22 protein-coding genes and 1 pseudogene are annotated in these 21,567 nt (G+C 60.6%); 5 read left to right on the forward strand and 18 right to left on the reverse strand.

The window, feature by feature from the left end:
* The 8 genes from ACXJKO_RS08580 to ACXJKO_RS08615 form a co-directional block, all read right to left on the reverse strand.
* Window positions 1-455: nitrilase-related carbon-nitrogen hydrolase (locus tag ACXJKO_RS08580; RefSeq protein ID WP_457090667.1), on the reverse strand; the 455-nt coding region annotated here is incomplete at its 3' end.
* A gap of 134 nt (window positions 456-589) precedes the next feature.
* Entirely contained in the window at window positions 590-1,501 is a 912-nt protein-coding gene (locus ACXJKO_RS08585) for a LysR family transcriptional regulator (protein ID WP_457090668.1), read from the reverse strand.
* A 486-nt stretch (window positions 1,502-1,987) separates the two neighbouring features.
* Window positions 1,988-2,959: an NAD(P)-dependent oxidoreductase gene (locus tag ACXJKO_RS08590; protein WP_457090714.1), complete on the reverse strand. Its 972-nt coding sequence runs from the start codon at window positions 2,957-2,959 to the stop codon at window positions 1,988-1,990.
* A gap of 9 nt (window positions 2,960-2,968) precedes the next feature.
* Window positions 2,969-3,823 (reverse strand): ureidoglycolate lyase, encoded by an 855-nt coding sequence (locus ACXJKO_RS08595; RefSeq protein WP_457090669.1) that lies wholly within the window; start codon window positions 3,821-3,823, stop codon window positions 2,969-2,971.
* A gap of 76 nt (window positions 3,824-3,899) precedes the next feature.
* Window positions 3,900-4,604, reverse strand: coding sequence for a GntR family transcriptional regulator (locus ACXJKO_RS08600; protein WP_457090670.1), 705 nt, complete (start codon window positions 4,602-4,604; stop codon window positions 3,900-3,902).
* Window positions 4,605-4,685: 81 nt separating this feature from the next.
* Window positions 4,686-5,549, reverse strand: coding sequence for an ABC transporter permease (locus tag ACXJKO_RS08605; RefSeq protein WP_457090671.1), 864 nt, complete (start codon window positions 5,547-5,549; stop codon window positions 4,686-4,688).
* Window positions 5,546-6,364 carry an ABC transporter ATP-binding protein gene (locus ACXJKO_RS08610; protein ID WP_457090672.1) on the reverse strand — a complete coding sequence of 273 codons (819 nt, stop codon included), beginning with the start codon at window positions 6,362-6,364 and terminating at the stop codon, window positions 5,546-5,548. Before ACXJKO_RS08610 ends, ACXJKO_RS08605 begins: the two co-directional genes overlap by 4 nt.
* Window positions 6,364-7,380: an ABC transporter substrate-binding protein gene (locus tag ACXJKO_RS08615; protein ID WP_457090673.1), complete on the reverse strand. Its 1,017-nt coding sequence runs from the start codon at window positions 7,378-7,380 to the stop codon at window positions 6,364-6,366. Before ACXJKO_RS08615 ends, ACXJKO_RS08610 begins: the two co-directional genes overlap by 1 nt.
* Before the next feature lie 356 nt (window positions 7,381-7,736).
* Here ACXJKO_RS08615 and ACXJKO_RS08620 point away from each other — a divergent pair, with 356 nt between their 5' ends.
* Window positions 7,737-8,438, forward strand: a complete 702-nt coding sequence (locus ACXJKO_RS08620; protein WP_457090674.1) for a fumarylacetoacetate hydrolase family protein — start codon at window positions 7,737-7,739, stop codon at window positions 8,436-8,438.
* Between the two features lie 74 nt (window positions 8,439-8,512).
* Here the strand turns inward: ACXJKO_RS08620 and ACXJKO_RS08625 are convergent, their stop codons facing one another.
* The 5 genes from ACXJKO_RS08625 to ACXJKO_RS08645 form a co-directional block, all read right to left on the reverse strand.
* The gene (locus tag ACXJKO_RS08625) at window positions 8,513-9,835 is read right to left on the reverse strand and encodes an alpha-hydroxy acid oxidase (protein WP_457090675.1); all 1,323 of its coding nucleotides are present in this window, start codon (window positions 9,833-9,835) and stop codon (window positions 8,513-8,515) included.
* A gap of 193 nt (window positions 9,836-10,028) precedes the next feature.
* On the reverse strand, window positions 10,029-11,537 hold the full coding sequence (locus ACXJKO_RS08630; protein ID WP_457090676.1) for a tripartite tricarboxylate transporter permease: 1,509 nt from the start codon (window positions 11,535-11,537) through the stop codon (window positions 10,029-10,031).
* Window positions 11,537-12,001, reverse strand: coding sequence for a tripartite tricarboxylate transporter TctB family protein (locus tag ACXJKO_RS08635; RefSeq protein WP_457090677.1), 465 nt, complete (start codon window positions 11,999-12,001; stop codon window positions 11,537-11,539). The genes ACXJKO_RS08630 and ACXJKO_RS08635 overlap by 1 nt, the downstream gene beginning before the upstream one ends.
* Window positions 12,001-12,960: a tripartite tricarboxylate transporter substrate binding protein gene (locus ACXJKO_RS08640; protein ID WP_457090678.1), complete on the reverse strand. Its 960-nt coding sequence runs from the start codon at window positions 12,958-12,960 to the stop codon at window positions 12,001-12,003. Before ACXJKO_RS08640 ends, ACXJKO_RS08635 begins: the two co-directional genes overlap by 1 nt.
* Window positions 12,961-13,017: 57 nt before the next feature.
* The gene (locus ACXJKO_RS08645; RefSeq protein WP_457090679.1) at window positions 13,018-13,767 is read right to left on the reverse strand and encodes an IclR family transcriptional regulator; all 750 of its coding nucleotides are present in this window, start codon (window positions 13,765-13,767) and stop codon (window positions 13,018-13,020) included.
* A gap of 186 nt (window positions 13,768-13,953) precedes the next feature.
* On the opposite strand from ACXJKO_RS08645, the gene ACXJKO_RS08650 reads away from it, so the two are divergent.
* Together ACXJKO_RS08650 and ACXJKO_RS08655 are read left to right on the forward strand one after the other, a co-directional pair.
* Window positions 13,954-14,994, forward strand: coding sequence for a hydroxyacid dehydrogenase (locus ACXJKO_RS08650; protein ID WP_457090680.1), 1,041 nt, complete (start codon window positions 13,954-13,956; stop codon window positions 14,992-14,994).
* 85 nt (window positions 14,995-15,079) lie between these two features.
* Window positions 15,080-15,754 (forward strand): RraA family protein, encoded by a 675-nt coding sequence (locus tag ACXJKO_RS08655; RefSeq protein WP_457090681.1) that lies wholly within the window; start codon window positions 15,080-15,082, stop codon window positions 15,752-15,754.
* A gap of 96 nt (window positions 15,755-15,850) precedes the next feature.
* Here ACXJKO_RS08655 and ACXJKO_RS08660 read toward each other — a convergent pair.
* Window positions 15,851-16,119 (reverse strand): annotated as a pseudogene (locus ACXJKO_RS08660) (MFS transporter); the annotation flags it as partial.
* 110 nt (window positions 16,120-16,229) lie between these two features.
* Here ACXJKO_RS08660 and ACXJKO_RS08665 point away from each other — a divergent pair.
* Entirely contained in the window at window positions 16,230-16,496 is a 267-nt protein-coding gene (locus tag ACXJKO_RS08665; protein WP_457090682.1) for a metal-sensing transcriptional repressor, read from the forward strand.
* Window positions 16,497-16,503: 7 nt separating this feature from the next.
* On the forward strand, window positions 16,504-17,616 hold the full coding sequence (locus tag ACXJKO_RS08670; RefSeq protein WP_457090683.1) for a HoxN/HupN/NixA family nickel/cobalt transporter: 1,113 nt from the start codon (window positions 16,504-16,506) through the stop codon (window positions 17,614-17,616).
* 4 nt (window positions 17,617-17,620) lie between these two features.
* Here the strand turns inward: ACXJKO_RS08670 and ACXJKO_RS08675 are convergent, their stop codons facing one another.
* From ACXJKO_RS08675 to ACXJKO_RS08690, 4 genes are all read right to left on the reverse strand, one after another.
* Window positions 17,621-18,820, reverse strand: a complete 1,200-nt coding sequence (locus ACXJKO_RS08675) for an MFS transporter (protein WP_457090715.1) — start codon at window positions 18,818-18,820, stop codon at window positions 17,621-17,623.
* Window positions 18,821-18,912: 92 nt separating this feature from the next.
* The gene (locus ACXJKO_RS08680; protein ID WP_457090684.1) at window positions 18,913-19,833 is read right to left on the reverse strand and encodes a DUF1259 domain-containing protein; all 921 of its coding nucleotides are present in this window, start codon (window positions 19,831-19,833) and stop codon (window positions 18,913-18,915) included.
* A gap of 85 nt (window positions 19,834-19,918) precedes the next feature.
* Window positions 19,919-20,374, reverse strand: a complete 456-nt coding sequence (locus ACXJKO_RS08685) for a hypothetical protein (protein WP_457090685.1) — start codon at window positions 20,372-20,374, stop codon at window positions 19,919-19,921.
* An 81-nt stretch (window positions 20,375-20,455) separates the two neighbouring features.
* Complete coding sequence (locus ACXJKO_RS08690) at window positions 20,456-21,550, reverse strand: histidine kinase (protein ID WP_457090686.1); 1,095 nt, start codon at window positions 21,548-21,550, stop codon at window positions 20,456-20,458.
* Between the last annotated feature and the right edge of the window lie 17 nt (window positions 21,551-21,567).

Raw genomic sequence — 21,567 nt, forward strand, 5'->3', positions numbered from 1 at the left:
ATGGCACAACCGACGGTGACATCTCCGACCTTGTAGGTCACCACATCCTGGCCGCGGCTGATCGTGTCGGACTCGCGGTAGCTCGTGCCGCCCGGAACATCGACGTCAAACAGGTGAATCTTGCGGTACCGAGCGATCTCATCGCCGTTGGGGCCGAACACAACGGTCGTGTTGTAATGGTTGTTGCCCTCACGCTCGACGACGCTGCCTGCGTGGATGGTCACTCGATGCTTGGCAGCAAGGCCCGACATGAGCTTGTAGGCGTCGCCGTCCGGGAAGAACTCGCCATTGCTATGGATGTTGTCACGCCCCTCGCCAAGATAGGCGTAATATTCGGGAAGAACGATGAGATCGGGCGCCTCTTCGGCTACTGTCTTCTCAATCATCGCGGCGGCAGTTTTTAGGTTCTCCGCCTTGTTGTTCTGGGTATTCATCTGAATTAGACTGACTTTCACGTCACGGCCTCCTTTGAACCTGTGGTCAAATGTGAACGTGTCGTGCGAGCTTGCACAAACGCGAAATACTTTCTCTTCAGCCCAAGTTTTCCTTGTTCGGCATTGCACAATCCGCCTGCCGCATGGCTCGGGACCTACCAGGACGCTCCATCCAACTGGGCGCGCGAGAAGCTATGAGCGACCTCCTGAGCCATCTGCGCCACTACAGCCGAGATTAGATTGTCCGGATGATCGCAATAAACGGCGTGAAAGCTGAGCGGGGGGAAGGCGGGTGTCACGTCGAGCGCCACGAGCGTACCGGCTGCGAGTTGCTCGCGCACGATCACGGTTGGCATAGGTGTCACGCCGATTCCGTCCTGCGCCAGTCGAATGATGGTGGCCAGCGAATTCGAATTGTACGTCGTCGGATCCTCGATGCCGGCGTCCGCAAGCTGCCTCAGGAGCCTGTGTTGAGGCATGCTGTCCTTAGAATAGGCGAGGATCGGGTGGTCGGCGAGTTCCGCGAGGGTCAGCGGCCTGTCAGGCAGCCCTAGCTTCGGGCTTGCGAGCCAAGTGCAGGCGAAGGTGCACAGGTCGAGGTTGATAAGGTCCGGTGCGATCACTGGGCCCATAATCAGCGCGAGGTCGAGACGCCTCTCGGCCACCTCTCGAGCCATGTTGAGGCTCGTGTCGGTGTTGAGGTCCATGGCGATGCCGGGATATCGTGTCCAGATCCGCTCGATGAACTGCGGGAGCCAGGCGTGTGCAATCGAATCGATCGTGCCGATCTTGATCGATCCACGCAGGCTGCTCGGGTCGCTCACGGCTTCCCGGAACTCGTTGGCAACCCGTACCAGTTCCTCAGCCTTCGGAACCGCCTGCTTTCCCAAGCTGGTAAGCCTTATGCAGCGGACATCTCGCTCGAATAATTGAATTCCAAGATCACGTTCCAGAGTTGCAATACGGTTCGAGATCGCCGCTTGTGTCGTGTGAAGTCTCTCGGCTGCTGCGCTGAAGCTTCCCAGCCTAGCGACCCAAAGAAAGGTCTCCACGAAACGCAGGTTCATCCCTAGTATCCTCGCACTGAGCTTTCGATCGAGCTTAAGGTCTCCTTCCTTTGATTACGATGCAAGGCGTCGACGGATTGCCCAAGCCAATCCTCTGACAGAACATAATAACCATTCGATAGGATCTGTACCGCACTGTCAGATTCGGTATGTCCAAATACCTGATAGGGAAAGGTCGCTACGGGCCTACATTGGAGAAAAGTATTCAGCAGTGCTGCTCCTCATATAGTAACGTTGCTCTATATCGCTCTTGCTAGCTTCGATCAGAGTATCAAAGATTTTCGAGCACGGATGCGGGAATGCTTGCACGCAGTCAGAATCTAAATTCCCTTCCCTTCGGGACGTCCGCTATTCCCAACTCAACTCGACATTCGGCTGACATCCGAGAAGTGCCAACTGCTGACGTTTAGACAATGAAGCGAGAGCTAAGGCAGATGGTCATCCAAAGGAGAAGTCAGTAGTTAATCCCTCCCCCGAGGCTCTGTCTTAGGTCCGGCTTGACCAATATCCGGCCAGACTGGTCCCATCGCGAGAGCCCCAACCCTGCTGGCTCGCCTCGTCGTAGACGGAGAGAGTACGTTCGACGACTGGAAGCGAAAGACCGAGCTCACCTCCTTCCGCGATCATGGTTCGCAGATCCTTCCGGAAAGAGTCGACATCGAAGGTTACGGGCTGCGGATCGTCTCCGCGCATGCCCTTCGCGATCATCGCCCCACGTGCCTTGAGAATATTAGCGCCGCCGGACGTATCCGAGAACAGGTCGATAATCTGTTCCGGTTCGATGCCAAGATGGCGGCAGAGCGAATAAGCCTCACCAAGGGCTTGGTAATAGACGACCAGAGGCAGGTTCACGGCAAGCTTCAGGCTCGCCCCAGAGCCGACGGGGCCAGCATGTTCAATGCGACGGCTGAACTGCTCGATGATCGGGCGTGCACGGGCGACATCCTCGGGCGTCCCTCCGACGAGACTGATCAATCGCCCTTCACGGGCCGGACCGGTGGAGCCGCTCACCGGGCACTCCACATACGCTCCACCTTTTGCTCCGACCTGCTCAGCAAGAGCACGCTGCACCTTGGGCTGAACAGTACTCGTGTCAATGAAGAGCTTGCCGTTCAGATCCGTGGTAAGAATCCCCTGATCACCATTGAACACGTTCTCCAAAGCATCCGAATCCAAAACGCAGGTGATGATTGCCTCGGTCTGTTCGACAACGGCGGCTGGAGATTCGCCAAGCACGGCACCAGCCTCGACAAAGCTCTTGGCCTTATCGGGCGTGCGATTCCAGACCACGAGCTCATGCCCGCAACCCTGAAGCCGGGTTGCGAGGGCACCGCCCATACGGCCAAGTCCAATGATCCCAATCTCCATCGACGTCTCCCGATATTCGCGTGCTCTAGTTGACGATCTCTCTTCGGAGAGGCGGCATATCGGAATGTTACCGCCTCCCCTTCCGATGATTAGGAAAGCCTAGCCCTGTCCGTTCCAGCTCTTGGCGAGTTGATCCTGCTCGCCAAGGCCTTCGATCCCTAAGCGGACGCGGTTGCCAGGGCGCAGATAGACCGGCGGTTTCATTCCCATGCCGACGCCGGGTGGCGTGCCGGTCGCGATGACGTCGCCCGGCTGAAGGCTCATGAATTGGCTCAGGTAGCTCACCAGGAACGCAGCCCCATAGACCATCGTCTCCGTGCTGCCGTTCTGATAGCGATTGCCATCCACTTCCAGCCACATGTGGAGGTTTTGGGGATTGGGGATTTCATCCCGTGTGACGAGCCAGGGGCCGATGGGGCCAAAGGTGTCGGCGCTCTTTCCCTTCGTCCACTGGCCCGAGCGTTCGATTTGGAAAGAGCGTTCCGAGACATCGTTGACGACGCAGTAGCCTGCCACATGCTCAAGCGCCTGGGCCTCATCCACGTATTTCGCGGCCTTGCCGATCACGATGCCGAGTTCGACCTCCCAATCGGTCTTTTCGGATCCACGCGGGATCTCGATATCGTCGGTTGGGCCGCAGATAGAGCTGGTCGCTTTCATGAAGACGATGGGTTCGGGCGGTACGGCCATACCGGACTCAGCCGCGTGATCGGAATAGTTGAGACCGATGCAGATGAACTTGCCAACCTGCCCGACGCATGGACCGATGCGCGGATTACCCTCGACGAGCGGCAGCGTAGATGGATCGATGCTGCGCAGTCGCTCAAGCCCCGCAGATGAGAGGGCCTCACCGGCGATATCCGGAACGATGCCGGAGAGATCGCGGATATTGCCATTCTGATCGAGTAGGCCTGGTTTTTCCTGCCCAAGCGGGCCGTAGCGTAGCAGCTTCATGGGATCTCCTTGTTCCTTTGAGCTCGTGAGATTGAGGTGAACTGTCGATCAAACACGGTCGCCTTGAACGCTTTCGTCAGCCGAGTGGCGATTGGTCGAGCTTGACCTTGAGCGAGGGATGAATCTGATCTTCGATATGCCTGAGCGTCGTCTGGTAATGTTCGATGAGCCGCTCGACGGCCAAATCCGTCTTGCGATCGAGCGCGGCTTCCATGAGGCCGCGATGCTCTTCCAGGGTGTTCCGGTAGCGCTTCGATGACGCCACGGAAATGAAGCGGTATCTCTGTGCCTGGTCCATCAGGTCCTTGCAGATCGCGATCAGGATCGAGGAGCCGCAGGATGCGATGAGAGCGAGATGGAAAGCCCGGTGGCGCTCCTCCCAGGCAGGGTTAGTGCTCGTATCCTCCTCAGAGAGTTTCCATGGCGTGCGTGAGAGATGATGGAAGCATACGACGATGCGCTCCTCCCAGGCCTGGTCGCCATTCTTGATCGACTCTTCGAGCGCCTTTCCTTCCAGCCAGCACCGGGTCTTCACTAGCTCGCGCCAGCCCTCGATGCTGACAGGCGGTACGAAGAAGCCACGCTGATCCTTTCGCTCGACCAGTCCTTCGGAAGAGAGACGGTTGAGGGCCTCTCTGACCGGGTTGAGGCCGGCCCCGTACCGTTCAGATATGAAATCGATCAGGAGCTTCTGTCCTGGCCGCAATTCACCATTCAGAATGTCCTGGCGAAGTCTCTCATAGACCGAGGTTGCCGCAGTTATCTTTTCGATTTTGTTCATGACGCAGCCCGCGCGAGGTTTGGTTCGGAGCGGAATGTCCCGGCGGAGGATGAAGGTCAACCGCCGGGACATCGAGCTCACCTATTGCGCAAGAGTCTCCTCTGTAACGCTCTCCTTGTGCCAGAAGACGAACCGACGCTGGGCCCAGGCCACAATCCAGAATGTCGCCAGCCCGAGCAGGCTCAGGTAGATGATCAGCGAGAATACGCGCGGGGTGTTGAGCTGGGCAGCCGCTACGCGGATCAACTCGCCGAAGCCCTTGCCGCCGCCCAGGAACTCGCCCACCACAGCGCCGACGACGACCAGCACCGCAGCGTTCTTCAGGCCCGAGAAGAAGTGAGGCATGCCAATGGGAAGCTTCAGCTGCACCAAGGTCTGCCAGCGACTTGCCCCCATTGTCTTGAACAGCATGCGGGCATTGTGGTCGGCTGCGTGAAGGCCCGCCGCCGTTCCGACGATGACCGGAAAGAAGGCGATGAAGGCTGCAAGCGCCACCTTGGATCCGATGCCGAAGCCCAGCCACGATACGAAAAGAGGCGCAAATGCCACCTTCGGCATCGTGTTGATGGCCACGAGGTACGGCATGACTGCCTTCTCGCCGAAAGCGGTCTCGCCCACAAGGACACCGAGTCCGAAGCCGAGTACGACAGCAATCACAAAGCCGAGGAGAACCTCCTGTGTCGTGATCCAAAGGGCCATAAGCATGTAGTCGCCCGTCAGCAGATTCTTGCCGACCACGAAGAGATCTTCGATGGTCTCGATCGGTGACGGAAGAATGATGGGCGAGATCAGTTCAATCAGATAGACGAACTGCCACACGATCAGGAAGCCGATCAGCAGAGCGACCATCGATACCCAGCGAGGAATCCGGTCTATCCAGGAGACGCGCTCTGCCCATACGGTCTGTTCGGGAATTGGGGCAGTAAAGGCTTGTGCGTGGGTCATTGAAACGCTCCATTGTCGAGATGACTGCGGATGCGGTGAACAAGCGCCCCAAAGCGCGGATCGGTCATCATGTCCAGGGTTCTCGGTCTGGGCAGGTCGACCGTAATGGTTTCGACGAAGCGTCCTGGTCGCGATGACATCACGTACACCACGTCGGAAAGGATCACAGCTTCAGGAATAGAGTGAGTCACGAGGAAGGATGTCGCGTTGCGCTCCAGGCAGATCCTCTGCAGCTCCATGTTCATGAAGTCACGGCTCAGTTCGTCGAGCGCACTGAACGGCTCATCTAGCAGCAGGACCGCAGGCTCCGTGATCAGCATTCGGCAGATCGCCGCGCGCTGCGCCATGCCGCCGGAAAGCTCGCTCGGGTACACGTTCTCAAAACCTTTCAGACCGACGAGATCGAGGAGTTGGTGCGCCTGATCGTGCTTGGCCCGAGCCGCCGCCTTGCCGTCGCGAATCTCGATCGGGAGCACGATGTTCTCGATGGTGGTCCGCCAGGGAAACAGGGTAGCTTGCTGGAACATCATACCGATGTCCCGGCGCGGCCCCATGACCGGCTTGCCTTGAAGAACGACGCTGCCTGACGACGGAGGCTGCAAACCTGCCATGATCTTGAGCAGGGTGGATTTCCCGCACCCGCTCGGTCCGATGATCGATGAGAAGGTGCCCTCCCGCAGCACCAGATCCACCTTGTCGAGAGCCTGCACATTGCGCTTGGCGAAAGTCTTGCTGACGCCTCGCAGTTCATACACCGGTCGGCCCATGAGGCCGACCGGAGCAACAGCTTGTCCAGCCATCGAAACAAGCGTCATTACTTCCCGCCCTTGTTCCAGGAATCCACGAACTGGTTTGTGTAGGCGGCCTTCAGATCCGGAAGTGGGGTCTTCAGAACTCCCGACGCTACGGCACTCTTGTGCCAGAGCTCCCAGTGTTCCGGCGGCTGGTAACCCCAGCCCTTCGACTTGTCGAACGGCGTGATCCGCTCCTTCACCTGCTCGAACAAGGCAGCCGACAGCTTGGTGTCCTCACCCTCCTGCGGGTTTCCGGCCTTCGTGTGCTGCAGAACTTTTTGCTTATTCTCCGGCTTGAGTCCGAACTCCGTTGCCTGAACGAGAATGCGGCCGAACTTCTCGACAGCCTGAGGATTCTGGTCGATGAAGGACTTCATCGCTGCATAGCCGTTGCCGAAGTAGCTCAGGTACTGTTCCGGCGTGATCTCCCGCAGGTCGATCCCTCGCGTTTCCATGATGGCTGCATCGCTGACAGCTGCCGCATAGGCTTTGATGTCGCCGCGCAGGAAAGCCGCTGCTGCAAGGCCGCCATCACCAACCGGTAGAAACGTGAAGTCCTTGCCTTCGCTCATCTTCAGATCCGTGAGGATCGCGCGGGTGAAGCCGACTTCTGCGCCATCGGCTGTGCCGACGCCAATAACAGCCCCTTTCAGCTCAGCCGGAGACTTGATTGCCGACTTCTCGGGAACGACAACGCCGAAAACCGATTTCGCAAAGTGATTGTAGATGAAGACGACATCAACGCCGCGTGCACGTGCGGCAAGAACCGGAGCGGGGCCGGGCTGCCCGATCTGTGCCTGGCCAGCGGACATGGCCTGAAGGACCTGCGAAGAGCCGTCTACGGCTTCAACCTTCACATCGAGACCTTCTTTCTCGAACATCTTCTCGCCGATCGCCACATAGAGCGGGAAGTTGTTTACGGCCGATGGATTCGGAAGAACCACGGTTATCTTCGTGGGCGCAGTCTGAGCGCCAGCGACGCTCATCGCCCAAGGGGCCAAGGCAAGCGTTATAGCCAATCCAAGAGTCTTACTCATCTTCATCGACGTTTCCTCTCCTGCATTCTGCGCTCATTGGCGCTGCCGCTTTTTCGACGCGGCAACCAATGATGTATGCAGCAACCAGAGATGTCAAAAAATGTATGATCTTTTATTCGAGAAGATGGCCATCTATATTCTTGAGTTATTCTGCAAAGCACAATTTATCTTAAAAATACCAATAAAATTATTGTGCACTGCAGTAATAATGCCTAATAATACAAGTTACTAGGTGACATTACTATACGAAAGAACAACTCGCTTCTGACCCAAAAAATACATTTTATGCTGTCCAGCTGAAAAATCGGTGACGCATCCGGCGCTCGGATGCGGGTGCATTTTTTAGGAGAACAGCGATGGACGGAAGTTCTTATGTGATAGCGMCCCCTGCTCGCGCTTTTCTGCCAGTAGCCGGAACCAGCCAGACGTTCCCGGTTCGGCGGATCTACTGCGTCGGCAGGAACTACGTCGCCCACGTCCGCGAGATGGGTGGCGACGAGTCCCGGGATCCACCTATCTTTTTCCAGAAGCCAGCCGACAGTATCGTCCAGGACGGAAGCTCAATCCCCTATCCACCCATGACGAGCAATTACCACTACGAACTCGAATTGGTCGTCGCGATCAAAGAAGGTGGGCGAGATATTCCGGTCGCAGACGCGCTCGAACATATCTACGGCTATGGCATCGGCCTCGATATGACCCGTCGCGATCTTCAGATGGATCTCGGCAAGAGCGGCCTGCCCTGGGAGGCCGGCAAGGCTTTCGATCAGTCATGCCCCTGCGGGCCTATTCATCCGGTCGAGCAGGTTGGGCACATTTCGGAAGGCTCCATCCGCCTCACCGTCGATGGTGAAGTGAAGCAGGACTCGGACCTGGGACTGATGATCTGGAAGGTGCCGGAAATTATCGCGAACCTGTCCAAGTACTTTACGCTGCAGCCTGGCGACATCATCCTGACCGGAACCCCTGCGGGCGTCGGAGCGGTGTTGCCGAGAAACGAACTCGTCGGCACGATCGACAAGCTTGGAGCCCTCAAAGTGCAGATCAGCGGCTCATAGAGCTTTTCAGCGAAAACAGCATGTAAGAGTTGGACGCACGGACTTCCGGCTTGCCGGCACTCCATACGCAGCCTTCAAGTCCAGCTCCCATTCACGCTATTGAGCTTAAGCAGTCGATCACGGTGCATTTCCCCGAGGGAGTTGATCCCGAGAAGACCCATGTTTCGACTGATCTCAGTTGAAAGGATATTGATGGCGTGGCTGACACCAGCCTCGCCCCCAATGGCCGCCGCATAAATGAATGGACGACCGACGAAGACAAACGTAGCCCCGAGGGCGATTGCCTTCAGCACGTCGGAGCCTCGACGAACGCCGCCGTCCATCATGATAGGCATTGCTGATCCAAGGGCATCTGCGATAGCCGGCAGGACGCGGAGAGGCGAGACTGTTCCATCGAGCTGCCGGCCGCCGTGGTTCGAAACGATAATGCCGTCAACGCCACTATCCCGGGCGATGCAGGCATCCTCCTTGGACATGATGCCCTTGACGATCAAGCGCCCCTTCCACCGTTCCCGGATCATTTCCAGATGCCGCCAGTTCAGGTGATCCTTCGCGCCGAAATCCCGCATCACGCTCTTGGCCAGGATCGGAGCTCCGCGTGTCGCGTAGGAATTCTCGAAATGAGGCATACCGTGTTTCAGCAGCGTTCGGAAAAACGTATTCAACGTCCAATTCGGTCGCATCATCCCATCCCAGGCCAAGCGCAGACTGGGTCGCAGTGGCGTGGAAAAGCCGCTTCGAATGTTGTTCTCGCGATTAGCCAGAACTGCCGTGTCAACGGTGAGCACGAGCGTCTCGAAACCTGCTCTCTCCACTCGCTCCAGCAATCCAAGAATCCGGTCTGGTTCTCCCGGCAGGTAAGCCTGGAACCAAGCCATGGGATTTGCCTTGGCGACTTCTTCGAGCCGTATCAGGGAAGAGCCGCTCATCACCATAGGGATGTTTGCTTGCCCGGCCGCTCGCGCCAGCACCAGATCGCCGCGATAGGCTGACAGTGCACTGATACCCATAGGGGCAATCCCGAACGGTGCCGGGTACGTGCGGCCGAACAGTTCGACCTTCTGCGTTCGCTTGGATACATCAACGAGCACCCGTGGGACGAAGCCCAACTCCTCAAAGGTCGACCGGTTGTCGCGCAACGAGGCATTCGTTTCTGCGGCTCCTGAGACATATCCGAAGATCGGTCGCGGTAAGTGGCGCCGTGCCGCAGTCTCGAAATCATCGAGCGCCAGGATTCGGCGAAGACGTCGCGGGAGAGCGGCGGGGGGTTTTCGCACGATGCCTTGCACAGGTGTGGATTCCAAGTCCGTGGTGGAGCGCTCCATGCCGCGCGGCAAGTCAGAAATACCCATGGCAGTTTCTCTCCGATAACGCTGCACGGACGCCATGCCGTCCATTCTGCATCCCTACACCCACCTCATCCCGGATACCTCAAAGGCTCAGGGCACGCGCGGCGCCATTGCGCGATAGATACAGACCATGCTGCAAGGTTCAGGGAGCTCAAGACTTGTCCCGGCGGGGCTACGGATCCAACCGCAGATCGCCTCGCCGGGACAAGGTCTCGAACCGAACACTTTTCACCTGAGTGTGTCAGACTTCCTCTTCGACGAAAGCTTCCTCACGAGACTTACGGATGGCTGGCACCAGCAGCAGGACGAACAGAGCCGCGGAGGCGATTAGGAGAGCAAGGCTGATCGGACGCTCGATGAAGACGCTCGGGCTTCCCTGCGAGATCAGCATGGCACGCCGCAGGTTCGTCTCCAGCAATGGCCCAAGGACGAATCCTAGCAACAGCGGGCCGGGCTCGCATTTCGCCTTCCGGAAGAGATAACCGAGGAAGCCGAAGCCGACTGCGAGTGCGACATCGAAGGCCCGGTTGCTGACGCTGTAGACGCCGACGCAGCAGAACAGGAGGATCGCCGGGTACAGGAGACGGTACGGCACCGTCAGGAGCTTGACCCACAGGCCGATCAACGGAAGGTTGATGATCAGGAGCATGAGGTTGCCGATCCACATGCTGGCGATCAGCCCCCAGAAAAGATCCGGCTGGTTGTGCATGACGGACGGGCCAGGCGTAATGCCATGGATCGTCATGGCGCCTAGCAGCATGGCCATCACCGCATTCGAGGGAATCCCGAGCGTCAGCAACGGAATGAACGACGACTGGGCACCGGCATTGTTGGCCGCCTCGGGCCCCGCCACTCCTTGGATCGCCCCTTTGCCGAATTGTTGCGGCTGACGCGAAACCTTCTTCTCGAGGGTGTAGGCGCTGAACGCACTCAGCGTCGCACCACCACCGGGAAGAATTCCCAGGAAGGTCCCGAGAGCTGTTCCACGAAGGACCGCAGGCCACGCTTGGCGAAAGTCCTCGCGGGTCGGCCATAGACGAGTGATCTTGGTCGCGATCAGACCCCGTGAATCCGGATTTTCGAGATTGACGATGATCTCGGCGATGCCGAAGAGCCCAACGGCGATGACGACGAACTCGATGCCGTCGAAAAGCTCCACCGCCCCGAAGGTAAGGCGCTCGGACCCGCTATTCACGTCGGTCCCGACCCAGCCAAGAAGAAGGCCGATACCGATCATGCCGATGGCCTTGATCACCGAGCCGCTGGCCAGAACCGTCGCGCACAGCAATCCGAAAATCGTCAGCGAGAAATATTCCGCCGGTCCGAACGAGAGCGCGAAGCCTGCAAGCGTTGGCCCCGCAACGGCCAGCCCGATGGTTGCAACCGTCCCGGCAAAGAACGATCCCAGTGCCGCGATGGCCAGGGCTGCACCTGCCCTGCCCTGCTTGGCCATCTGGTAGCCGTCGAGGGCTGTTACGACCGAGGAGGCCTCGCCAGGTAGGTTCACCAAGATGGCGGTCGTCGATCCTCCGTATTGCGCGCCATAGAAAATGCCGGCGAGCATAATCAGCGCCGCCAGCGGCGGCAGGAAGAATGTGATTGGCAGAAGGATCGCCAGGGTTGCGGTCGGGCCGATGCCCGGGAGCACGCCGATGAGCGTGCCCAGCAGGGCGCCAATGAGACAAAACAGAAGATTGGTCGGGGTGACAGCCGTGCTGAACCCGAGAATGAGCGAGTCAAATAATTCCATCAGAATGGCCCCAACTGCATCTGGACACCAAGCCCAACGATGAAAACGAGGATGCCGAAGATCGTCAGCACCACGATGGAGGCGGCAATCTCGCGGAGACGCGTCTCGGGATCGGCTAGGCTGCCGATACCGATGAGCCATGCGGCCGCGATGATGAAGCCTAAGGATCCCGCTGCGTAGGCAAAGCCCCCTACTGCGATCAGAATGATCAAGAGCGGGCGCAGACGAACGACACCGAGAGGTTCGCTGGAGCGCATAAGACCCATGATTGTCACCGCGAGGCCGATCAGCAGGATCAGGCCTGAGACGATCAGCGGAAGGTAACCAGGACCCATCATGGCGGCATTGCCCATCCTCAGGTCGCGCCCGGCCCAAAGGCCGAGCGCTCCGATGAAGATGAAAATCAAACCAGCAAGAAGATCAGGATGATTACCCTTCCGCCCGAGTTCCGAGCGGTTGGCCATTATTGCACCCAGGGTGTCTTGTTCCAGATGTCCTGGAAGGCTTGCAGGCGCTTCGGCATCTGCTGCTCCCACTCTTCACCCGACAGATAGGCGAGCGGAAGGGCAAGCTGCTTGGCCTGCTTCTGGAACTCAGGATCGTCGACGACCTTCTTCACCGCATCCGAAAACTTGGTGCGAATGTCGGCGGGCACATCCCGACGTGCGRCAAGACCACGCTCCGAGCTCATGAGCACCTCTAAGCCCTGCTCCTTAGCCGTCGGGACGTCCGGCGCCTCGGGAGACCGCTTGTCGCCGAAATGTACGATGGGACGGACGCTGCTAGTGTCGCCGCTTGCGAATTCGCTGACGTTCAGCCCACCGACCGTGATGTGCCCTCCAAGAAGAGCCGTTCTCGTTTCGCCGGCTCCCGGGAATGGAACGTGGGTCAGGGACACGTCCGCTGCGGATTCGAGCAGGATCATCGCAAGATGATCGTCGGTTCCGACGCCGGAGCTGCCGACCGACACGGATTTCGGGTTTGCCTTGGCCTGGGCAACGAGATCCTTGAGCGATTTGACCGGGGAATCGGCTTTCACGACGAAGGCGGTCGGGTCGTCGACGATGCGCGCCACGGCCTGGATGCTCTTCGGATCGTACCGCAGCTTGCGCTGTACCTGCATGGACAGGTAGCCGGGCGTATTGATGAACGAGAAAGTGTAGCCGTCCGGCTTGGCTTGGGAGAGATACGTATAGGCGATCTCGCCGGAAGCGCCGGGCTTATTGACGATTACGATCTTCGCACCGAGCTCCTTCTCCAGGTATGGCTGCATCGCGCGTGCCATGACGTCGGTGCTGCCGCCCGGGGCAAACGCCACGACGATTTCAATGGGACGGTCTTTGGGCCACTCGGCATGAGCGGCACCGGCAGTGGCGCTTACGGCCAACGCACCGATGCAAAGTGTTTTCAGAATCTTCAACACAGTTTCCTCTCCTTTATAAATTACTATTGATCAGGCTTATCCGCCTCAGACTCATGCCTATGTKCGCAGTCTGAGCGTCGAATTCTGGTTCTCGGTCTTTCCACCGAGCTGTCGTGTGAGTTCGTTGGCTAGGGACTTCAGCGGCTCTAGATGGCGTGCAAGAGCGGCTTCGTTGAACCGGTTCGTCGGGCCTGTAACAGCGAGAACCCCAGCGAGCTGTTGGCCAAATCTGAACACCGGGCAGGCGATGCTCCCAACCTGCGGATCGCGTTCGCCAAACGTCGCGTAGAAGAAGTCTCGGCGGATCTGATCGTAGACTTCTCCGGACTCACCACTAAAGGCGAGGAGCACACGCCCCGGCGCGCCGCGGTCGAGGGGCAGCAGATCGCCGGTCCGCGCATGGTGGCCGATGGATTGTGGCGAATCCACGCGGAATAAACAGACGCGCATGTCGCMTTCGCGAACATAGAATGCTGCGCTTTCCCCGGTTTCCTGAGCTAGGCGACGCAGCGCCGGCTGCACATAATCCTCAATTCGGAAACCGGCTTGGTAGAGCATTCCCAGTCGGGCGAGCTTCGGTCCGAGGCGCCAGCTCGCATCGTCGTTGCGTACGAGGTAGCCGGCCCGAGCAAGAGATTTCGTGAAACGGAGAACAGTCGGCTTTGACAGGCCGACCCGCCGCGCCAGCTCCGCCAGACTCAAGGATTGATCATTGGCAGTGAAGGCATCGAGCACGGACAAGGCGCGCTCGACTGCGATCACCCCGCCTTCTTCCCGCGCTTCGATATCTAAAGCCTGTCTTGGCATGACCGTTTCACTCTGCGTAACGCCATTTCTCACTATGAAATACCGTGGAAATGTGCTTCTGTCAAAGCGCGCCGTCAAGCAAGAAAATTTCGTGAAGCGGCATTCTTTAGTCGATCAAGAATTTTGAGGGCATGGATCCCGCGTTGCAGGACGGTCGGGGCACACGCCGCGAAATGGGAGAAGAAAGTGCTGGGAAATCAGCCTGAGGAAGCTGCGCCGTTTGTTCCGGCGCAATCAGTCCAAAGCCGGGCCGTGCTCGTCAYGGGTTCCGCCCTCGCAGGAGAAGCCGTTGCCGCCCTGGAGGCGCATCACCTTCAGCCTTATTACTGCCCGCCATATGCCTCGTCGGACGACATTGCGAAGCTCGCGGCCGATCTTCAGATCGAGGGGCTGATCGTTCGGCAGGGACAGGTGAGCGAGAGCGTCATTGCCGCTTCGCCGCGTCTCAAGGTCATCGCCAAGCACGGCACTGGCGTCGACAACATCGACCTCGAGGCCGCCGCACGGCGTGGCATCCCTGTTCTTCGGGCCCTCGGCGCCAATGCCCGCTCAGTAGCGGAGCATACGATAGCCCTGGTGATTACCATGATGAAGGACATCGTGCCGCTGGACCGCGCGGTCAAAGGCGGCGAATGGCCCAAGGCGAGCTACGTTGGACGTGATCTCGCGGGCGCCAAGGTGGGACTGGTGGGCTTCGGCGCCATTGGGCAGGAGGTCGCAACGCTCGCACGGGGACTGGGGATGTCCGTCACAGTCTTTGATCCATACACGACCGAACTGCCGCAAGAGGTCAGCCGTGAAACCGACCTCGATACACTTCTGGCGACGTCTGACATCGTCAGCCTGCACTGCCCCCTGACGAATGAGACCCGTCATCTCATCAATGCGGAACGCCTCGCACGCATGAAGCCGACATCCTTTGTCGTGAACACGGCACGTGGCGGCATCATCGACGAGGCGGCACTGGTTGAAGCCTTGCGCAATGGCACGATTGCGGGAGCTGGCCTCGACAGCTTCGCCGAGGAGCCGCCGCCGAAGGACAGTCCGCTGTGGTCGCTCCCAAACATCATTGTGACTCCGCACACGGGGGGAGCCGCAAAGGGCGCTATGCGCGCCATGGCGGAAACGGCCGCACGCCACGTCATCAGCGTCCTGGATGGCGATGGGCCCGACCTCAGGAGCGTTGCCAACCCGACTTTTCAGACCGCGGCATCTGCTGCGCGTTAGCCGAGCCGACACGACGTGGTTCGGTCAGACCGATCTTCGCGTCCTGTTCGAAATCACCCATCATCGTGAAAAGGGAACGTTTAGAGTGACCATCGGATTCAGAGTTCTACCCCGCCAGCGGAAGGTCGCCGCGGATGTCATTCAGCAGTTTCGGGAATTGCCTGTCGCCAATGTAAGCGATGTCATGTCACGCCTGACGGCTGCAGGCTCGCGGCTGCGCCCGCTCCATGCCGGCGGTATTCTCGCGGGCCCCGCGTTGACCGTGAAGACCCGCCCAGGCGACAACCTCATGGTCCACAAAGCCCTCCAAATCGCGGAGCCAGGTGACGTCATCGTGGTCGATGCCGGAGGCGACCTGACCAACGCCATCATCGGCGAACTCATGCTCGCCCACGCCGAGAAGATTGGCCTCGCGGGAATTGTGATCAATGGTGCAATACGCGATTACGGCTACATCCGCTCCCACCATTTTCCTGTTTTCGCAGCGGGCGTAACGCACCGCGGCCCCTACAAGGACGGCCCGGGCGAGATCAATGTGCCGATCGCCATCGACGGAATGGTCGTTGAACCCGGCGACCTAATCCTCGGCGACGACGATGGCCTACTCTGCGTGCCCTTTGGTGACACAGCAACAATCTATGCCGACGCCAAGGCAAAGCAGGCGGCCGAGTCCAAGATCATGGCGGCGACACAGGAGGGCAACGTTTCTAAGCCTTGGGTAGACGAGGCCTTGAAGCGGTTGGGCTGTGAAGGAATATAGCCCCCGATTTTCAAGCGGCCGGCTATTTCAAGCCGACCGCTTTTTAGATAGCGAACCCAATCTTCCAAACTCTATTTTCATGACCTTGAGCCGCAGCAGCGCGACGGCCGCCCGGACTAGGTCCATCACCACCAGGAAGGCCCGGCGGGGAAGCTGGTTGGCGAAGGCGCCAACTATGGGCGCCACCCCGACGTAGGTGATCATCTTGATGGCGAGCGCAGTGCCGCGGACCATCTCGGCATCCGCGCCGGCGAACTCAAAGGCTAGCAGGCTAGGTGCGACGGTCAGCAGCCCGTGCCGGCAAGCGCGATCACCTGGGCGGCGAACAGGTAGCGGTAGGTGCGGTTGGCGAGAACGTCGAGTATGGGTGATCCCTGATCGGATTGGAGCGCACGAAGCAGCGCTGGGGATAACCCTCGACGCCAGTCCAGCCACAAGGCTTGCTCTATCCCCTCCAGGGGGACAGGATATCCGGATGATCCATGCAAGCCACCCCGACATCATCGCCCGCCTCAAGCGGGCCCACGGCCACCTCGCATCCGTCATCCAGATGATTGAGACGGGCCGCCCCTGCGTCGACCTCGCCCAGCAGCTCCATGCGGTTGAGAAGGCAATCTCCAACGCCAAGCGCGAGCTGATCCAGGACCACATCGACCACTGCCTGGAGGATGCCACCGGCCAGAATGGCCGTGGGGCCAAGGCGGCGCTCACCGAGTTCAAGACGCTGACCAAGTACCTTTGAGATCCCGATGCCCGACATTGCCCAAATCCTTCAGTCCGGCGGCAAYGGCTGGATCTACCTTCCCTTCGCCGTCCTGCTCGGTGCCCTGCACGGACTGGAACCCGGCCATTCCAAGACCATGATGGCCGCCTACATCGTGGCGATCCGCGGCACCATCGGACAGGCAGTCTTGCTCGGCGTCTGCGCTGCCCTCTCGCACTCGCTGATCGTCTGGATCGTGGCCATGGTCGGCCTGTCGCTCGGCCGCGAGATCCTGACCACCCACTTCGAGGCTTGGCTGCTGATCGCCTCGGGCGTAATCATCCTCGGCATCGCCGGCTGGATGCTCTGGCGCACGGGCCAGAGCCTGGGCTGGTTCCGCCGTCGCCATCATGGGCACCAGGACCACGACGATCACCGTCACCATGATGAGATCCGCACTATCGACACGGGTCATGGGGTCGTTGAGCTCTCGATCTTCGAGGATGGCGTGCCGCCCCGCTGGCGCCTGCGCACGGTCAGCGGAAACGTGTGGAGGGCCGAGGACGTGCTCGTCGCGACCGAACGCGGCGAAGGCTCGGGTGAGCAGTTCCGGTTCGTCGAGCGGGACGGATACATCGAATCCGCAGGTGAGATCCCGGAGCCGCATGAGTTCACTGCCCATGTGCGGCTGTCACACGGGGATCATGCCCACACCTACAAGGTCACCTTCGCGGAGCACGACCATGACCACCTTGACGGGGATGCGCATGAGCGCGAACACGCCGAGCAGATCGCGCGCCATCTCGCGGCCAACGACGGCAATGTCACCACGGGCCAAATCGCTCTCTTCGGCATCACCGGCGGCCTGATCCCTTGTCCAGCCTCGATCACGGTGCTGCTGATCTGCCTCCAACTTGGACAGTTTACGCTCGGCGCCGCGACGGTCGCCGCCTTCAGCCTCGGGCTCGCGATCACCATGGTGTCCATCGGTGTCGCTGCCGCCTGGGGCGTGCATCACGCCTCCAAGCGCATCAACCTTTCCGACCGCCTGCTCAGGCGCCTGCCCTTGGCTTCGTCCGGCCTCGTCGCAGTCCTTGGGGTGATCATGCTGGTGCAGGGCTTTGTCGACCTCACGGCGCCCGCGACGGCCCTGACGTAGGACATCAGCGTTCCTCTGGTGGCTTGATGCTGGAGAACTGTCGCAATAGCGTCAAGTCATACGCCGCCTTTAAGGTGCCCGCGAGGACGAGCGGCCAGCCGAAGGGCGACACGGTCAGCAGCCATCCGGACAGCAGCGGCGCGACGGCCGAGGCCAGGCTCCGCGGCACGGCGGTCATGCTTGCCGCCGCAGGTCGCTCCTCCGGCCGGACCACGGCCATGACATAGGAGGAGCGGGTCGGCACGTCCATCTGGGACAGCAGGCTCCGCAGGATCAGGAGCACAAACGCGATCCAGATGGTCGGGGCGAAGGCGGTCAGGATCAAGAAGACGCTCGACGGCAGGTGCGTGAACACCATGGTGTTGATCAAACCGAACCGCTTTGCGAGTGGCACCGCCGCGAAGTACGAAACGGCGGAACACAGGCTGGTGACAAAGAAGATTGTCCCGATGGTGGCGACGCCGATGCCGAACCGCTCGCCGAGCCAGATGGTGAGCAACGCATTGATGACTAGTCCACCGCCGAAGGCGTCGACCGAGAACAGGGCCGCCAGCCGGTAGACGATCCCGCGCGATGGCCCAAGCGGTGCCGGCGGGTTATCGATCCCCGCCTCAACCTGAGGCGAAAGGTGACGATAGAGCAGGAACGTGAGGAGCCCCAGGAGGCCGTAGAGTCCGAAGAGAACCGCCGACGTCGTCTCAGGCGCGGCAACCGGCGCCAGCCAATCGATCACGCCGACCGAGAGAGCTCCGAGGGCACCGAAGAAGGCGCTGACGAAGCTGTAGCGGGCGAACGCCGCCGTCCGGTCCTGATCGGCAACGACGTGGGAGATGACGGTGTGCTCCAGGGGAAGGAAGACGCTCACGTCGCCGCCGGAAGGGTTGAGCGTGCCGACGAAGGCTACAACCAGCAGCGGCCAGAAGGTTTCGATCCCGGCGAATCCCAATCCGGTTGCCACCATCAGGAGAGCTGCGGCCAGCAGGGCCGGACCCCTCAAGATCCGGTAGGCGACCAGCCCGAGCGCGAGCGTCAGCAGGGCGGAACCCAGCAATGATACGGTCGAGATCAGCCCCACGCCGAAGGCATCGTAGCCCAGCCTGGACAGGTGCACGGGCAGCAGGATCGCCACGTAGCCGTCGCCGAAGGCACGCAGGGACCGCGCCCAGAGAACACGCGTGACGTCGGGCGGCAGGCTCTTGCCCAGGGCAAGTCCAAGCCCCCCTTGAACAGAAGTCTTCTCCCAGCCCGGGATCGCCTCCTGCCGCCCTCCCCTGGCTTCGGCTCTCGATGCGATAGTCAACTCTTGTCCACCTTCACCTTATCGATAGCAGCGCGCAGCCCCTTGGCCAGCCTCTGGGCATCGTCATTGGCCCAGAAGTGCATGAAGAACAGGCGCGGCTCGTCATTGAGCATGTGGTTATGGACTGCTGTGACCTCGATCCCGTTTGATTGGAGGGCCTTGATGACCGGGTTCACCTCATCTGCCGTGAGCACGAAGTCGCCGGTGATCGCCGCCTTGCCGGAGCCGGTCGGCTGGAAGTTGATGGCGATGGCCGACCCCATGGCATCGGGCACCTCCATGCCGCTATCCTTGACCGGTTCCGCCCGGGGCACGCTTACCTGATAGACACCGCCGCTCACCTTACCCTTGCGCCCGAGCACCTGATCGATGGCGTCCATGTCGAGGTCGAGTTTCTGGTCGGTGGACGCGGTCGTCGTCGCCTGTGTCGCGGCCTGAGGTGACACGGCGGCCGTCTCGGCTCCGAACGGCGTCTTGCTCGCGCCGAGGGCCTCTCGCAGCGTCGTGGCGAGCTTTGAGGGCTCCCCATGCCCGTGGACATGCATGTACATCGTGGCGGGCGAGGCGCGCATGAGGTGGTTGTGAAGGGCCGTAATCTCCACCCCGCCTTGCTCCAGACGGGATAGGACTGGATTGATCTCCTCTTGCGTCAGGACAAGGTCGCCCATGACCATGACTTCGTTGCCCATGGGCTTGAAGGCAAGCCACGAGCCGAGGGCCAGGGCCGGCCTGATCGCCACTCCGTCGAGCGTGACCTCCAGATCGGTCCGGGGCAGACCCACGCGATACACGCCTCCCGGCATTTCGGTGCCAGGCCTGCCAAGTCCACTGGCGATCTGCTGCTGCCAGCCGTCGGCGCCTAGGGCGGACGTACCAAGAACAAGACCAAGAACTGCAACGCTGGTCAGGATCCGCATCGTGCTCTCCCTGTATCGCCCCCGTTTGGCCGCTCATGGATTGTCGATGACGTGGCGGGCTCCCATGGCCGTGCCCGCAGCTTGATCAGGCGATCGCTCCCAGAAGGTAGAGAAGGATTCCTGCCGCCGAGTAAGCGGCCAGCGTCGGGATCATGCCGACCTTGAACCGGAACATAGCGATCATCGCCACCGCTGAGAGCAGCAGCGCCCATGGGTCGACACTGGCAAGCGCGGGCGCGTCGAAGGACAGGCCGAAGCTCCGGACGGGCCACGTCTCGCGGAACACGGTGTGGATCGCGAACCAGACGGCGACGCCCTGGCTGAGCTTGAGACCTTTCTGGCAGATGACGATGGTCGAACGACCCGTGAGCTCCTTGGCCCATTCGGGGTCTCTGGACCACGGGCGGCGGATCGATCCAGGGATCAGGCGCGGGTCGGCGGCGAAGTCCTCGTCGGTCTGGACGTCGATGAGGACCGGACACTTGGGCGTGCCGACTGGGCGGGCAAATTTGTCGATGGAGATGGCATTGATTGACGGCATGATGACGCGTCCTCGCTGAAGGTGAGCTGGACGCGATTCTTAGGCATGGCGCCTCGTGAGGGGATCGCAGCCCCCATAGGTTCAATAGATGCCCGCCGAAGGCGCATTGTCAACAGGACCGCCCTGCGTTCCGCGACGTTGGTCAGGGCGGGCTTCTGTGTCCTCGACGCCAAGCGGCAGGGTGGCCACGACCATCGTTCCGCGGGCACCACTCAGGAGTCTCAGGGCACCGCCGAACCGCACCATGCGGGTCCGCATGCCGAGGACTCCGACCCCGAGCAGCGCACCATCGCCGGCCGACTTCCGCACGCCGCGCGACAGGCCGCAGCCATCGTCGAGAACCCTCAGCTTCATGGTGCCTGCCCCGAGGCGCAGATCGATCGTGACGTGAGAGGCGGCGGCGTGCCGATATGCGTTGGCCAGAGCCTCCTGGATGACCCGCAGCAGCGAACGCTGGACATCGAAAGAGAGGCCATCGGCCATCTCCGCCACGTGGACGAATGTCTCCAGACCCGTGCGGCGCGAGAACCCCACCGCGAAGTCCCGCACGGTTCCAACAAAGCCGCCATGCTCCAGGCCCGGTGGGTGCAGCAGGTAGCTGAAGGCGCGGACCTCGCGGGCGGCTTCCTCAGCTGAATGAGCTGCCTCGTCGAGCACCTTCCGCCCTTCCGGGACGACGAACTGCTTGAGCCGCATCAGGTGGAGGCCGACGGCCACGAGATGCTGGGCCGTAGAGTCGTGCAGTTCCTCGGCGATCCGCTGGCGCTCCTCCTCCTGGAGGCTCAGGAGGCGTCTGGCGAGTTCGTCCAGAGCCGCCGTGGCGGCACGACGCTCTGTCACGTCGGTGAAGAACACGCTCAGGCCATCCGGCGAGGGGCAGACGTGGAGATCGAGAAAGTGGCCCATCCGCAGGCCGGACATCACCTCGCGCCTGATGCGCCGACGCTGCTCCATGCCCTCGCGGATGACGCGGCTGCACTCAGCGTCGGGATCGCACAGATCCCAGAGGCACGCGTCGAGAATCCTTTCCGGATCGCTCCCGACCCAACCCACCGCCGCCTCATTGAGATCGGTGATGCGGTATGCCCGATTCAGCGTGACGTAGCAGTCGCTGACACTGGCCAGGACGGATCTGAGCCGCCCATTGGCTTCCTCGACCGCTGCCAACGACGCCATCGGGCGGCTGCGTGAAC

Source organism: Microvirga sp. P5_D2 (assembly GCF_054049475.1).

Bases quoted from the DNA above. Each gene is read 5' to 3' on its own strand.
- ACXJKO_RS08625 (WP_457090675.1), bottom strand. From the start codon at position 9,835: ATGGACGGCATGGCGTCCGTGCAGCGTTATCGGAGAGAAACTGCCATG.
- ACXJKO_RS08685 (WP_457090685.1), bottom strand. From the start codon at position 20,374: ATGCCGTCAATCAATGCCATCTCCATCGACAAATTTGCCCGCCCAGTC.
- ACXJKO_RS08630 (WP_457090676.1), bottom strand. From the start codon at position 11,537: ATGGAATTATTTGACTCGCTCATTCTCGGGTTCAGCACGGCTGTCACC.
- ACXJKO_RS08635 (WP_457090677.1), bottom strand. From the start codon at position 12,001: ATGGCCAACCGCTCGGAACTCGGGCGGAAGGGTAATCATCCTGATCTT.
- ACXJKO_RS08680 (WP_457090684.1), bottom strand. From the start codon at position 19,833: ATGCGGATCCTGACCAGCGTTGCAGTTCTTGGTCTTGTTCTTGGTACG.
- ACXJKO_RS08605 (WP_457090671.1), bottom strand. From the start codon at position 5,549: ATGACCCACGCACAAGCCTTTACTGCCCCAATTCCCGAACAGACCGTA.
- ACXJKO_RS08595 (WP_457090669.1), bottom strand. From the start codon at position 3,823: ATGAAGCTGCTACGCTACGGCCCGCTTGGGCAGGAAAAACCAGGCCTA.
- ACXJKO_RS08610 (WP_457090672.1), bottom strand. From the start codon at position 6,364: ATGACGCTTGTTTCGATGGCTGGACAAGCTGTTGCTCCGGTCGGCCTC.
- ACXJKO_RS08665 (WP_457090682.1), top strand. From the start codon at position 16,230: ATGATCCATGCAAGCCACCCCGACATCATCGCCCGCCTCAAGCGGGCC.
- ACXJKO_RS08615 (WP_457090673.1), bottom strand. From the start codon at position 7,380: ATGAGTAAGACTCTTGGATTGGCTATAACGCTTGCCTTGGCCCCTTGG.
- ACXJKO_RS08690 (WP_457090686.1), bottom strand. From the start codon at position 21,550: ATGGCGTCGTTGGCAGCGGTCGAGGAAGCCAATGGGCGGCTCAGATCC.
- ACXJKO_RS08600 (WP_457090670.1), bottom strand. From the start codon at position 4,604: ATGAACAAAATCGAAAAGATAACTGCGGCAACCTCGGTCTATGAGAGA.
- ACXJKO_RS08585 (WP_457090668.1), bottom strand. From the start codon at position 1,501: ATGAACCTGCGTTTCGTGGAGACCTTTCTTTGGGTCGCTAGGCTGGGA.